A 12,767-nucleotide genomic window follows, 5' to 3' on the forward strand; every position below is an offset into this window, starting at 1 on the left:
ATTTCTCAATTTGGCTATTTTTACATTACACGCATGCCAGGTTCTGAACCGTCGTCTGGGCTTAATATGTAAATTTCTTTACCACCTGGTCCTGCAGCTAAGACCATACCTTCTGACATCCCAAAGCGCATTTTACGAGGCTTCAGGTTAGCAACCATCACTGTTAGTTTACCTTCAATATCTTCAGGTGCGTACGCCGACTTGATCCCGGCAAAGACTTGTCTTGTTTCTCCCCCTAAATCAAGGGTGAGTTTGAGTAGTTTGTCAGCGCCTTCAACATGCTCAGCTTTAGCTATTTTGGCAACTCGCAGGTCAACCTTGGCAAAGTCATTGAATTCAATCTCTTCGGCAATTGGTTCTTTCGCAAGTGGGCTACTTGGATCAATTGTTGCTTGGGTTGTCGCAACCAAACTTTCCTTTGACTCATCTAGCATTGTATTGACTTTATCCATATCAACACGTTGCATTAGTGCTTTAAATTTATTGATCGGGTGATCAGATAATATTTCTTGTGCACTGTCCCATGTCAATTCTGTATTTAGGAACTGTTCCACATTACTAGCCATAGCAGGTAATACTGGCTTCAAATACGTCATTAGGATCTTGAATAAATTTAAACCCAAAGAACACACTTGGTGTGCTTGCTCATGAGTTTCTTCGTTCTTGATCAGTACCCATGGTGCTTGTGCATCTATAAATTGATTTGCTTTGTCTGCAAGTGCCATTATTTCACGAATGGCTCTACTGTACTCACGTTGTTCATAATGCTCTGCAATAACGCTAGCGGCTGTTTGGAATTCTGTAATGAGTTCTGGCTCAAGTATTGTGTCAGAGATTTTTCCATCAAACTTTTTAGTTATAAACCCAGCACAACGAGAGGCTATGTTAACAACTTTACCAACTAGGTCTGAGTTAACACGTTGTGCAAAATCCTCTAAATTTAGGTCTAAATCAGTGATCCCCCCATTGAGTTTTGCTGCAAAGTAATAACGCAAGAATTCAGGGTCTAAATGCTCAAGGTAGGTACGAGCTTTGATAAATGTGCCTTTAGACTTAGACATTTTGGCACCGTTGACTGTAACAAAACCGTGCGCGAATACATTCGTTGGTTTCCGGAATTTTGCAGCATCTAACATAGCAGGCCAAAATAAGCTGTGGAAATAGATGATATCCTTGCCAATAAAGTGATAAAGCTCGGCATTTGAATTCTCAGACCAGAAATCATTAAAATTGATGCCTTTTTTATCGCATAGATTTTTAAAGCTCGCCATGTAGCCAATTGGTGCATCTAACCAAACGTAAAAGTATTTTCCAGGAGCACCTGGGATCTCGAAACCAAAGTAAGGCGCATCTCGACTGATATCCCATTGCTGAAGACCATCAGCAAACCATTCGTCAAGCTTATTAGCCATTTCAGTTTGAATTGAACCAGAATGTAACCATTCTTTTAGCATGCCTTCGAATGCAGGCAAATCGAAGAAAAAGTGCTCTGAGTCTTTTAAGATAGGGACAGCGCCAGACATTGCAGAGCGCGGCTCTTTTAATTCTGTTGGGCTATATGTCGCACCACATGCATCGCAACTGTCACCATTTTGCTCTGTTGCGTCACATGTAGGGCATGTACCAGTCACAAAACGATCAGGTAGAAAGATGTTTTTCTCAGGATCAAACAGCTGTGAAATTGTCCGTTTTTTAATATGCCCTTTGTCATTTAAGCGGTTATAAATCAGTTCGCTCAGTTCTTTATTTTCATCGCTATGCGTACTGTGATAGTTATCAAATTCAATATTAAAGTCAGCGAAATCTCGTTGGCGTTCTATGCTGACATTTTTCACCATTTCCTCTGGCGAGATCCCTTGCTTTTGGGCATTGAGCATAATAGGAGTACCGTGTGCGTCATCAGCACATACATAATACGCTTCGTGACCACGTAGTTTTTGAAAGCGTGACCAAATATCCGTTTGTATATACTCAAGCATGTGACCTAAGTGTGTTGGGCCATTGGCATAAGGTAAAGCACTGGTGATGAGAATTTTTCTCTTAGTCATAACGGTTCCGTGAATTTTGAGCGGTTCTGTTTAAGAAACAGCCAACCCTCTAAGTTTTAGTTTACAATTGCCAGTTGGTAGCCATGTAAAGCATTAATAGACTGGTTTTAATGGGTTGAATGTTACATAATTCCGAAGCCTTTTTCATCACTCGAGTACGTTTTATTTTTATGTTTGGCATCAATAAACTATTTAAGAAAGATAATTCCGATGAATCGCGGTTATTTACTTTACTTGAAGGCTATAAAAGTGGCGTATTTCCGCTTGGTATTGAGCATGAATGGGTGGAGCGTTATGCTGACAAACCAGACGTCTTAGATATTACGTTGTCGGTCCCATTTGCAGTGCAAAGTGCGAACACTGCATTAGCTACTTATTTAAGCGAACACTTAGATAAGCGCGTCACGGTTACAATTAATGTACACTTACCTGAGCAGTTTAAATATAAAAAAATAAAACACATCGTCTTGGTGGCGTCAGGGAAAGGCGGGGTTGGTAAGTCAACAACCGCGGCATTTTTAGCTCAAGCGCTCGTTTTAGAGGGGGCGAATGTTGGTGTATTAGATGCGGATATATATGGGCCTTCTATTCCGTCTATTTTTGGTGTGAAAAATGAGAAGCCGTCTTCAAAAGATAATAAAACCCTCAACCCTATCGTAAAAGATGCAATAAAAATTCAATCGATCGGTTTTTTAGTACCGGCTGAAAACGCCACGGTTTGGCGAGGGCCAATGGCATCACAAGCATTAAATCAGTTACTGAATGAAACCGATTGGGGTAATTTAGACTATTTAATTGTTGATATGCCGCCAGGCACTGGCGATATACAATTAACAATGACACAGAAAGTGCCAGCAAGCGGTGCCCTGATTGTTACTACACCACAAGATTTAGCTTTGGCAGATGCGCAAAAAGGTATCGCTATGTTCAATCAAGTTAATTTACCTATTTTAGGTCTGATTGAAAATATGAGCCATTTCTTATGTACTCATTGTGGACAAAAAAATCATATTTTTGGTGAGCATGGTGGCGCAGAATTAGCGAGTCGTCATGGTGTTCCTTTACTGGCTGAAGTGCCACTGAATGTTGCAATTCGTGAAACGTCAGAGCTAGGTGGAAATATTTCAACGCTGCCAGCAAATCAAGCAAGCAATTATACTGCGTGCGCTCAACTTGTTAGCAGCATACTGCATTATCAAACGCAAGCGACTTCAACGGTCGATATTGTAATAACGGATGACTAATCAATGAGATTATCAGATACGCATATAAAACAAGCGATAGAACAACAGCGCATTATTATTGACCCGCCTCCTGAAGACGAAATGATTTCAGGTATTACGCTGGATTTACGATTGGGGAATAAGTTTAGAGTTTTTCAAGATCACGCTGCACCATATGTTGATTTGAGCGGACCAAAAGACCAGCTTAATGCTGCAATGGAGTCGATCATGAGCGACGAAATTGTACTTGAAGAAAATGAAGCGTTTTTTTTGCATCCCGGTCAATTGGCATTGGCTATTACGTTTGAGTCGGTTACATTGCCAGCGGACCTTGTTGGCTGGTTGGACGGGCGATCTTCATTGGCACGATTGGGTTTAATGGTTCATGTTACAGCTCATAGAATTGATCCTGGATGGTCAGGGAACATTGTATTAGAATTTTATAACTCAGGTAAGCTACCTTTAGCATTAAGGCCTAATATGAAAATTGGTGCACTGAGTTTTGAAACGATGAGCAGTGAAGCCGCAACGCCATATAATGCGAGAAAAGATGCGAAATACAAAGGGCAAAATAGCGCTGTAGCAAGCCGCATTAGTGATGACAATAAAGCCTAGCTTTTAGGCATCTCAGCAGACAGTGTAAAATATATGAATATTTTAATTCATAACTGGCAATACTGAGTAAAGTTTACATACTTAAATATTGATTGAACGAGGCTGTTGCATGCCTCGGCATCAAGGAGATGGTATGTGGGTATGTAAAAAGGCATTACATGCAATAGCTCTGATATTGATAACACACTTGTTTAGCAACTATTTACAGGCTGCTCAGGTGTTTAATGATACCAGCAATGAAGTCACAATTAATGAGATCATTTATGGGGAAGGACTGTTTTCTGCTGTAAATATCAATCAAGCGATTGCAGAAAAAGCAATCTCGACGTGGCTGAAAGTGGATATTCCAGCCGAGGACAGCAATGTCATTAGAGAAGAAATCCTCACTATTTATAAACCTGTTGAAACCCTGCTTGACCTGTATGTTGTTGAGGGAGCTCGAGTTGTTCAAGCAGTCAACCTACCTATAGATAACGCGGTACTCCCCCGTTTACAAAGTATTTACCCTCATATTAAGTATACGACTTCTAACACACCGCAACAGATTTATATTCGAATTAGAGCGCCCTTCAACACTAAGATAGAGCATCAAAGACTCTCCGTGAGAGACTTTTCTGAGCAAGCACAAGCACGGTTATTTTGGTATGGTCTAGAGCTAGGTTTGCTCTACTTTGTTGCGTTGTTTATCGTACTGATTGCAATATTTAGCGCTAGAAAGTACTTATCATATTTAGGTGGCTATTTATTGTTACTGGCGCTGCAATGCAGTGCAAACAATGGCAGTATTTATTACTACTTACCACAAAGCATCGCAAGGTGGGTCACGCATCATTGTAGTGCGCTTGTGGTGTTAGGTTTAGCTGCGTGTTTGTTGTTCCACTATAGCTTTTTTAAAATAGATAAGCATGTAAAACAATTAAAATTGCCGACTTTAATACTGACTGGCTTGTTGGTATTTATGGCTGTGTTATCGATTGGAATGGGGTCTTCGATTGCAGTGCAGGTTCAAGCGTTGAGTGTTTTAACGACATTGGGGCTTGGGGTCGGTATGTGTAGTTATCTAAAAAAGGAGCATGCGCGAGAAATATGGGTCGTCATACTTGCATGGCTCCCGATGTTTATTTTAGCGTTTACCTGGGTCAGTATGCAAATGGGGATATTTATTAATAGCGCACTAGTGAGCGCCAGTAAATTAGCTGTTATCTTCCATGTCACTCTACTGGGGTTCCTTATCTACTTGCGTGATAAAAGACAAAGAGACGCATTTGTATTTTATACGATTCATGACAAAGATACGGGGTTACCCAACAGGCTTGCATTAAGTCGCGAGTTGAGCAAGCTTGCAGCAGGCCACAAACACCACACATTGCTTTTGTTTAAGCCGTTGGTGCTTAATAGTATTCGCCTAAATTATGGCATGGACTATGCCGATAGGCATTTAAAAAACCTCTTTGAGCAATTAAATTTGCAGCTAGACACATATGGTAACTCAACGATCAGTACCAAGCGCAACGATAAACATACGGACATTTATCGACTCGATGAGTCGGTTTTTGCAGTGATTCTAGTCGGAAAACTGTCGTTGTCTCAAGTTGAACAATATGTGTGTTTGTTATCGTCAGTATTTGAAGAAGGTATTGAGCTGAAAGGGCACCAGCTCGTTGATAAAATAGAAATTGGCGTAGCACATTCTCCGGTGCATGCAAAAAGCGCTGAGAAATTAGTACAACGCGCTAGGCTAGCATTGGCAACAAAATGTGCAAGTAGTGAGCGTTGGCAGTTGTTTGATGTCGCAAACTCGGTTGTTTCTGAGCGAAGGCTGAAGGTTACATCGGCTTTGAAAACGGCGCTGGATAAGGGGGAGTTTGCGTTATATATGCAGCCTCAAATTAATTTAACGACTGGTAAGGTACACGGATGTGAAGGGTTACTCAGGTGGAGCCATCCAGATTTAGGTCAAGTACCTCCAGATGAGTTTATTCCGATAGCGGAATCGTCAGGGATGATATATTCAGTAACTGAATGGGTTATTGAACAAGGCTTACGATACCAAAAGCAAATAGTAGAGCAATTCCCTAGCCATGTTTTATCGCTGAATATATCAGGGAAGGATTTATCAAAAAGAGAACTCACGGTGCAATTGATCACGTTGATTAATGAGTTAAATCTTAATCCACGGCAAATTATATTAGAGATCACGGAATCAGTCACAATAGGCAAAGAAGCAAACTTAAAAGAGGTGGTTGATGATTACCGCAGGATAGGGATCAAGGTGGCGATAGATGACTTTGGTACCGGGTATTCATCTTTGGCTTATCTAAGTCAATTAGGATTTGATGAATTGAAAATAGATAAGCAGTTTGTTATGAATATTGAAACTTCTCGAAGTAATCAAACCATATGTAAAGCAACGTGTGATATGGCACATAGTTTGGGGTCAAAAGTGGTAGCAGAAGGCATAGAAAGCTTAGCTAGCTATACTCGGCTGCAGGGTTATGGGTGTGACTTTGGTCAAGGGTATTTTATTTCAAAGCCGTTAGCGATGAGTGATTACTTGGTCTGGCTAACTAAAGCGAATCGAGTTACTGATGTAAAGCAGCACCTAGCGCGTTAAAGTAGCGGAATATAGAGTGCGACAATTTAGCTCGAAGAGTAGGGCACGGAAAGCCACCAAGACTTGCAAGCTCACTGTTTTTGACACCGCTGACTAAAAATTCGTTGTGTATTTTTGAGTTAAAAGCGATACATGCCTCAAACGCTCTTGCTGTAAGCTCTTGTGGTTTGCTGAAATAAAGTTGTTGGTATTGCTTATCTAATTCGACTGCTCGGACGAAAAATATACTGGGGTTTACACCACTTTGATCTAGCATACATGCTTTATAAAAGTCATTTAATAGATTGTTCAAAGGGTGAGGCGTCATGTTTGCGCTATGTAACCAGTAGCTTGATGCAAATCCATGTGCAGAGCTGTTATTAAAGAGGCGCTTGCAGATATAGTGGTCAAATGCGTGCCACCATTCATGTGCGATCGCGCCAGCCCCTGCATTTTTTGCCAACGCTAATGTACGTGAGCCGCTATCATAGTGAGCTTGAACACCGAGTTGACCACCTGTACCAAATGAAAAGTTGAGTGTTCCCCGCAACCCAATAACATAAGGAGGAATGTTAAGGATTTGTGCCAAATCTGCAAATGCATCATAGACTAAATTTGCACTTGCTAATCGTTCAGGTTTGGTTACCCATTGGCCAATAGAGATTGTGCACAACCCAAAAGTATCACGCACTTCGTCAAAATCAACTTGATCATCAAAGCGATAGTCAGGACCTTGACGATTAAACTTTTGCATAACTCGGGAAACTCTCATCATGAATAGCGTGCTTTTACGTGTGGGGGCATATATTTTGTTTGCTGTTCAATCATACCCTGTAACAAATTAAGCAATGGTTGGGAGTTAACATGTTCATGGCAAGTAAGAAAAAGGCCAACTGCTTCCAATGTTGATAAGCTGTATGATTGTTCTGCTTTTCTTATTGAATATTGATTTTTTGGTAACTGCTTGAAACTGACAAACTTGAGTGCATGCAGCCATGAGTTAAGCGCGAGTATTTTATTGGTTTTCTTCCATGTTCCATCAATAACTAATAGGGTATCAATTTCAATACCTGATTGGGGAATATCCTCAACGGCTATGGATTCTTTTCCTGGGTATAATAATGCACACGATGACAAATTTAACTGCGTTTGTAATTGTGCAAAGTCTTGATTGGACTCCCCCACAAAAATCTCAATATTGTCCAATTGTAAATTTAATAAGCGAACCGTGTTTTTAGCAAGGTCGGCTTCATCGGGATGTTGCAAAATAATGATTCTGGTTCTATTTTTAATTGGGTCTTGAAGGTATTTGCAAACACAAGTGGTAGTCGGGTATGTACAGTTTGAGCATTGTGAGCGTTTCATGGGTTACTCGTGGATTTAAAACCTAGACAAATAGTACCATATATCGTGAATTGTTTTGCTAATAGTGTCTGAATTGACTAGCATTACAAGTATGAAACAAAGCGAAGGGATTGTTATGAATGTAACCATTAATGAAGATGCTTTAGAAGGTATGCAATCACTTTTAGGCGATCAATTTGAAGATACGCTTATTTTTTGTTGTGATGAATTTGAAAGACTCGAAAATGAATTAAGAATGGCGCTGAATGCAAATAATCAAGATGCAATCCGTCACGCACATAGCTTAAAGTCAAACGCGGCACAGTTTGGAGCAATGAGCTTGAGTAATGCTGCGCGTGCGATAGAGCAAGGCTTGATAAATGAAGATAATGAGTCAGTTCAAGAGAACGTTGCATGCTTATCCGGTCAAGTGGCAGGGTCAAAAGCTCAGCTGTTACAGTGGTTGTCATCTAAAGCGTCTCTTTAATTATATCTTAAGAAAAACCTCTTAAAAATCGTTTTCCCCCTCTAGTTTTTAGGATGCTTTGTAAGCTATTCTAGGGTCGAGAGGGAGATGAAAATGTCTAAACTAACAAAAAGTAATAAATTAAATGGGGTGTACTACGACATTCGTGGTCCTGTGCTTGATCAAGCGAAAAAAATGGAAGACGAAGGTCAAAAGGTCTTAAAATTGAATATTGGTAACCCAGCCGTATTTGGTTTTGATATGCCAGAAGACATGCATCGAGATATCATCCGAAACCTACATTTAGCGCAAGGTTATTGTGATTCAAAAGGGTTATATTCAGCTCGGGTAGCAATTTATCAGCATTACCAGCAAAAAAACTTACCGAATATTGATGTAGACAATATATATATTGGTAATGGGGTGAGTGAGTTAATTCAAATGACCACTCAGGCATTGCTTGATAGCGGTGATGAAGTTTTAATACCGGCTCCAGATTACCCCTTATGGACAGCGTCAGTAAAGCTGGCAGGCGGAACGCCAGTCCATTATTTGTGTGATGAAGAACAAGACTGGTTTCCTGATTTGGCAGATATTCGAGCCAAAATTACAACGAAAACAAAAGCGTTGGTATTGATAAACCCAAATAACCCCACTGGTGCAGTGTATGATAGAACACTGTTACAAGGTCTTATTGATATTGCACGTGAGCATAAGTTGCTGTTATTGAGTGATGAAATTTATGAAAAAATTGTTTACGATGGTTTAGAGCATACATCTATTGGAGCTATGTGTGATGATTTACCTGTTATCACATTTAACGGCTTAGCAAAATCGTACCGAGCCGCCGGTTTGCGGATGGGGTGGATGGTTTTAAGCGGTAGAATAAGTGCTATGACTGATTTGATCACCGGGTTTAATATGTTGGCTTCTATGCGTTTATGCGCAAATGTGCCCGCGCAATTTGCTATTCAACAAGCATTGGGTGGCATTCAGTCAATTGATAATTTGATTCTACCAGGTGGAAGGCTTTACGAGCAACGTAATATCGTAACTGAAGGCCTTAATGCCATTGATGGGATCACCTGTGTTAAGCCTAAAGGAGCATTATACGCTTTTCCAAAGATAGACATGGCTAAATTTAATGTTGTGAATGACGAGCAGATGATGCTTGACTTATTAAGCCAAGAGAAAATTATGTTGGTCCCTGGGCGTGCATTTAATTGGCCACAGCCAGATCACTTTAGACTGGTTTTTTTACCTCATAAAGATGAATTAGAACCAGCAATGCAGAGAATTAAGCATTTCTTTGATGGATACCAGCAAGTGTAAATTACGTTGGGAATGAAAGCGGGCTAAGTCCCGCTTTTTTATTATGCTAAAACGTCGGTAAGTGTTTGTTTACTGATAATATGGACTACAACCAATAGGATTGAGCAAAAAGTTTGTTTTTATGAAGTATTTTATTTTGGTACTGGCCCTCGTATGTTTTGCACTTAACTCTTTAATTGCCCGCTATGTTTTTAATGAAGACTTGTTAGATGAAGTGACGTTTACGGTGATTCGTTTATGTAGTGGTGCTTTTGTGCTGGTATTATTTTTGTTGCTTTCCAAGCAAAAAAATAGAGCATTATCACAGTGCGGAAGTTGGTATGGGGCAATTGCGTTGCTAGTCTATTTAATTGGTTTTAGTTTTGCTTATACAGCGCTAGATGCGGGCTTTGGTGCCTTGATATTATTTGTGGTGGTAACATTCACTATGGTAATAGGGGGCATTATTCAGGGGCAAAAATTATCACTACTACAGTGGGGGGCATTAAGCGTCGCATTATTGAGTTTAGCATATTTACTCAACCCTTCCGTGTCACATCCTAATTGGTATGCAGTGTTGGCGATGGGGTTAAGTGGCATTGGTTGGGGGGCATATAGTCTGCATGGTACCAAATTAAAATTAGAAGGGCAGAGCCCTATTCAAAGTACTGCTGGATGCTTTCTTAGAGCCATGGTGTTTGTGCCTGCTATATTTCCGTTTATCTCTGCGATTCAATTTTCATGGCACGGTGTTGTTATCGCTATAATCTGTGGTGCGCTAACATCAGGTGTTGGCTATGTTTTATGGTATCAAAGCCTGTTTTGGTTGCAGGTAGATAAAGCGGCTACTATGCAGTTAAGTGTACCTGTGATCACGTTAATCTCTGGTGTGCTATTTTTAGGCGAGTCAGTCAATGTCATCCAAAGTATATGTGCGGTATTAATTTTATTATCTATTGGCTTTTACTTGAAACAAAAAAGTCGTCTAGGGTGAGCACGTATTGTTTATATATTGGGAATGTAATTGTGAAATGTTTGCTAGAATAGTTTGTTTTCCTGCAACGTCAAATAGCTGTATCGCACTTTGAAGATTATCTACATTTTGCGCCTGAGAAATGTATGAGGAGGTTTTTATATGGCTAATATGCCAAGGTTCAGCAGCAACACCACCGTTAAAGCGTGCATATGGCCGGTAAAACCCAAATTTCGCTAAATTACTGTCTAGCCAACAGTTGAAGTCATAAAAAGGACCTCCTTTTGCATACTCCCAAGGTTCAAGTTGTAATTTTTGGTTGTCTGGAAGGCTGTTTATCGCATATATGTCTAGGTCTGTACCAAAGTGGTGCCGACTCCCCCCTGGTAATGCAGAAAACAGCATGATCGCATGGCACTTTTCTAAATCGTCAAACCCAGTTAGGTTCACTGGGGCATTTTGTTTATTTAAAACTGCGCGTTTACCTAGAAACTTACTATTCCAAATAAGCATCTGTCGCTCAAAATTTCGATAGCCCGATGCAATTGAAAGTGTAAACCCAGCGTCTTTTGCATGCTGGGTCAAGCATACTAAATCATCAATAATATCTCGGTGCAATAATTGCCCTTGATACTCACACAAGTGAGTTTGTGTGAGTCCACAGGCGATACTCGCTAAGTGTTCATCCATCATTAGGTCAGCAGCTTTTCTAAAATTCGTTCATAAATCAGGGCTAAATTATCAAGATCGGTTGTACTTACACATTCATTTACTTGATGGATTGTTGCGTTAATAGGCCCTAGCTCTATGACTTTACAGCCTGTTTGGGCAATAAATCGACCATCAGATGTGCCACCTGACGTTTCGGGAGTACTCTCAACACCCGTTACGTCTTTGATTGCAGCTAAGGTCACGTCTAATAAAGGCCCTGGTTCGGTTAAGAATGGTAATCCATTTAGTATCCATTCAATGTCATAGTCTAGCTCGTATTGACTTAATAAATGATGAACTCGAGCTTTGAGTTCGTCTGCAGAGACCTCCGTGCTAAAACGAAAGTTAAATTGAACATATGCATCAGCGGGGATAACATTACCAGCTCCGGTTCCCCCTTTGATATTGGATATTTGCAAGCTGGTGGCAGGGAAATAATCATTTCCAGCATCCCACACTTCCTCAGTTAACCGACTAATAAAAGGAGCGACTTTATGGATCGGGTTTATTGCTAAATGAGGGTATGCAACATGGCCTTGTTTTCCTTTAATTGTTAGGTGAGCAGTTAAGGATCCCCGTCGGCCATTTTTGACGACATCACCGAGTTCATTACGAGAAGAAGGCTCTCCCACTAGGCACATATCAATTTTTTCACCTCTGGCCTCAAGTAAGTCCACAACTTTGGTTGTACCGTTAATAAACGGACCTTCTTCATCAGAGGTAACTAAAAATGAAATAGAGCCTTTGTGATCTGGGTATTTTTTTATAAATTGCTCTGTCGCGATTATCATGGCAGCAAGGGAGCCTTTCATGTCTGCGGCACCACGACCGTGGAGCATCTCATCTTTCACTACACCGGAAAACGGGGGGTAGTGCCATGCTTTTTCGTCACCTACAGGGACTACGTCGGTATGTCCTGCGAAGCAAAAATGGGGGGATGTTTGGCCTTTTCTTGCCCAAGTATTCAATGTGTCTACAAAGAAGTGTTCTTCAATGTTAAAGCCAATATTGCTCAGACGTTTGTTCATTAATGATTGGCAGTTGGCATCTTCGGGGGTAATCGACTCACGCTGTATTAGCGTTTGCGCGAGCTGTACCACGGAACTCAGGCGTGTATCACTCATTAACTAAAAATCTCATTATATTGCGGTGCTTTGAAACCTAAATGAATTGCTTCATTATGTACGATAATAGGGCGCTTTATCATTGCAGGTGAGTCGAGTAAATGCTGCTTAGCAGAGGATTCATTTAATGCTTGTTTTTGCTCATCAGTCAATGATCGATAAGTTGTACCGCGCTTATTTAGCACATTTTCCCATCCGAGCTGAGCGAAGAATTGATCAATTAACTCGGGTGATACGCCATCTTTACGGTAATCGTGAAAGGTGAATTCAACATTGTTATCATTAAGGTATTTTTTAGCTTTTTTTATTGTGTCGCAGTTAGGGATACCGTACATGATGGTCATAAATTGGCCTCATTT

12 protein-coding genes are annotated in these 12,767 nt (G+C 40.5%); 6 read left to right on the forward strand and 6 right to left on the reverse strand.

What is annotated here, in order from left to right:
- Positions 1-20: 20 nt before the first annotated feature.
- The gene (metG, locus tag PAUR_RS07165; protein ID WP_192507104.1) at positions 21-2,048 is read right to left on the reverse strand and encodes a methionine--tRNA ligase; all 2,028 of its coding nucleotides are present in this window, start codon (positions 2,046-2,048) and stop codon (positions 21-23) included.
- A gap of 170 nt (positions 2,049-2,218) precedes the next feature.
- Here metG and PAUR_RS07170 point away from each other — a divergent pair, with 170 nt between their 5' ends.
- From PAUR_RS07170 to PAUR_RS07180, 3 genes are all read left to right on the forward strand, one after another.
- Positions 2,219-3,292 carry an Mrp/NBP35 family ATP-binding protein gene (locus PAUR_RS07170; protein ID WP_192508523.1) on the forward strand — a complete coding sequence of 358 codons (1,074 nt, stop codon included), beginning with the start codon at positions 2,219-2,221 and terminating at the stop codon, positions 3,290-3,292.
- 3 nt (positions 3,293-3,295) lie between these two features.
- On the forward strand, positions 3,296-3,886 hold the full coding sequence (gene dcd / locus PAUR_RS07175; protein WP_192507105.1) for a dCTP deaminase: 591 nt from the start codon (positions 3,296-3,298) through the stop codon (positions 3,884-3,886).
- A gap of 133 nt (positions 3,887-4,019) precedes the next feature.
- A complete protein-coding gene (locus tag PAUR_RS07180) occupies positions 4,020-6,500 on the forward strand; it encodes an EAL domain-containing protein (RefSeq protein ID WP_225738306.1) in 2,481 nt (826 codons plus the stop codon).
- Here PAUR_RS07180 and PAUR_RS07185 read toward each other — a convergent pair.
- Both PAUR_RS07185 and PAUR_RS07190 read right to left on the reverse strand, forming a co-directional pair.
- Entirely contained in the window at positions 6,469-7,251 is a 783-nt protein-coding gene (locus PAUR_RS07185; protein ID WP_192508524.1) for a CLCA_X family protein, read from the reverse strand. The two genes, PAUR_RS07180 and PAUR_RS07185, sit on opposite strands and share 32 nt — an antisense overlap.
- Entirely contained in the window at positions 7,251-7,844 is a 594-nt protein-coding gene (locus PAUR_RS07190) for a tRNA-uridine aminocarboxypropyltransferase (protein WP_192507107.1), read from the reverse strand. Before PAUR_RS07190 ends, PAUR_RS07185 begins: the two co-directional genes overlap by 1 nt.
- Positions 7,845-7,959: 115 nt before the next feature.
- On the opposite strand from PAUR_RS07190, the gene PAUR_RS07195 reads away from it, so the two are divergent.
- From PAUR_RS07195 to PAUR_RS07205, 3 genes are all read left to right on the forward strand, one after another.
- On the forward strand, positions 7,960-8,310 hold the full coding sequence (locus PAUR_RS07195; protein ID WP_192508525.1) for an Hpt domain-containing protein: 351 nt from the start codon (positions 7,960-7,962) through the stop codon (positions 8,308-8,310).
- A 93-nt stretch (positions 8,311-8,403) separates the two neighbouring features.
- Positions 8,404-9,621 carry a pyridoxal phosphate-dependent aminotransferase gene (locus tag PAUR_RS07200; protein ID WP_192507108.1) on the forward strand — a complete coding sequence of 406 codons (1,218 nt, stop codon included), beginning with the start codon at positions 8,404-8,406 and terminating at the stop codon, positions 9,619-9,621.
- A 121-nt stretch (positions 9,622-9,742) separates the two neighbouring features.
- Positions 9,743-10,594 carry a DMT family transporter gene (locus tag PAUR_RS07205; protein ID WP_192507109.1) on the forward strand — a complete coding sequence of 284 codons (852 nt, stop codon included), beginning with the start codon at positions 9,743-9,745 and terminating at the stop codon, positions 10,592-10,594.
- Here PAUR_RS07205 and PAUR_RS07210 read toward each other — a convergent pair.
- The 3 genes from PAUR_RS07210 to PAUR_RS07220 are packed head-to-tail and all read right to left on the reverse strand — an operon-like array spanning position 10,586 to position 12,752.
- Positions 10,586-11,266 carry a M15 family metallopeptidase gene (locus tag PAUR_RS07210; RefSeq protein WP_192507110.1) on the reverse strand — a complete coding sequence of 227 codons (681 nt, stop codon included), beginning with the start codon at positions 11,264-11,266 and terminating at the stop codon, positions 10,586-10,588. The two genes, PAUR_RS07205 and PAUR_RS07210, sit on opposite strands and share 9 nt — an antisense overlap.
- The gene (gene dapE / locus PAUR_RS07215; RefSeq protein WP_192507111.1) at positions 11,266-12,408 is read right to left on the reverse strand and encodes a succinyl-diaminopimelate desuccinylase; all 1,143 of its coding nucleotides are present in this window, start codon (positions 12,406-12,408) and stop codon (positions 11,266-11,268) included. Before dapE ends, PAUR_RS07210 begins: the two co-directional genes overlap by 1 nt.
- Positions 12,408-12,752: an ArsC family reductase gene (locus tag PAUR_RS07220; RefSeq protein WP_192507112.1), complete on the reverse strand. Its 345-nt coding sequence runs from the start codon at positions 12,750-12,752 to the stop codon at positions 12,408-12,410. Before PAUR_RS07220 ends, dapE begins: the two co-directional genes overlap by 1 nt.
- Between the last annotated feature and the right edge of the window lie 15 nt (positions 12,753-12,767).

Origin of the sequence: Pseudoalteromonas aurantia 208, from assembly GCF_014858725.1 — a bacterium.
Classification (GTDB): Bacteria; Pseudomonadota; Gammaproteobacteria; order Enterobacterales; family Alteromonadaceae; genus Pseudoalteromonas; species Pseudoalteromonas aurantia.

What these genes read in the sequence shown, in the direction of transcription:
- metG (WP_192507104.1), bottom strand. Translation starts at nt 2,048, where the DNA reads ATGACTAAGAGAAAAATTCTCATCACCAGTGCTTTACCTTATGCCAAT.
- PAUR_RS07170 (WP_192508523.1), top strand. Translation starts at nt 2,219, where the DNA reads ATGTTTGGCATCAATAAACTATTTAAGAAAGATAATTCCGATGAATCG.
- dcd (WP_192507105.1), top strand. Translation starts at nt 3,296, where the DNA reads ATGAGATTATCAGATACGCATATAAAACAAGCGATAGAACAACAGCGC.
- PAUR_RS07180 (WP_225738306.1), top strand. Translation starts at nt 4,020, where the DNA reads ATGTGGGTATGTAAAAAGGCATTACATGCAATAGCTCTGATATTGATA.
- PAUR_RS07185 (WP_192508524.1), bottom strand. Translation starts at nt 7,251, where the DNA reads ATGAGAGTTTCCCGAGTTATGCAAAAGTTTAATCGTCAAGGTCCTGAC.
- PAUR_RS07190 (WP_192507107.1), bottom strand. Translation starts at nt 7,844, where the DNA reads ATGAAACGCTCACAATGCTCAAACTGTACATACCCGACTACCACTTGT.
- PAUR_RS07195 (WP_192508525.1), top strand. Translation starts at nt 7,960, where the DNA reads ATGAATGTAACCATTAATGAAGATGCTTTAGAAGGTATGCAATCACTT.
- PAUR_RS07200 (WP_192507108.1), top strand. Translation starts at nt 8,404, where the DNA reads ATGTCTAAACTAACAAAAAGTAATAAATTAAATGGGGTGTACTACGAC.
- PAUR_RS07205 (WP_192507109.1), top strand. Translation starts at nt 9,743, where the DNA reads ATGAAGTATTTTATTTTGGTACTGGCCCTCGTATGTTTTGCACTTAAC.
- PAUR_RS07210 (WP_192507110.1), bottom strand. Translation starts at nt 11,266, where the DNA reads ATGATGGATGAACACTTAGCGAGTATCGCCTGTGGACTCACACAAACT.
- dapE (WP_192507111.1), bottom strand. Translation starts at nt 12,408, where the DNA reads ATGAGTGATACACGCCTGAGTTCCGTGGTACAGCTCGCGCAAACGCTA.
- PAUR_RS07220 (WP_192507112.1), bottom strand. Translation starts at nt 12,752, where the DNA reads ATGACCATCATGTACGGTATCCCTAACTGCGACACAATAAAAAAAGCT.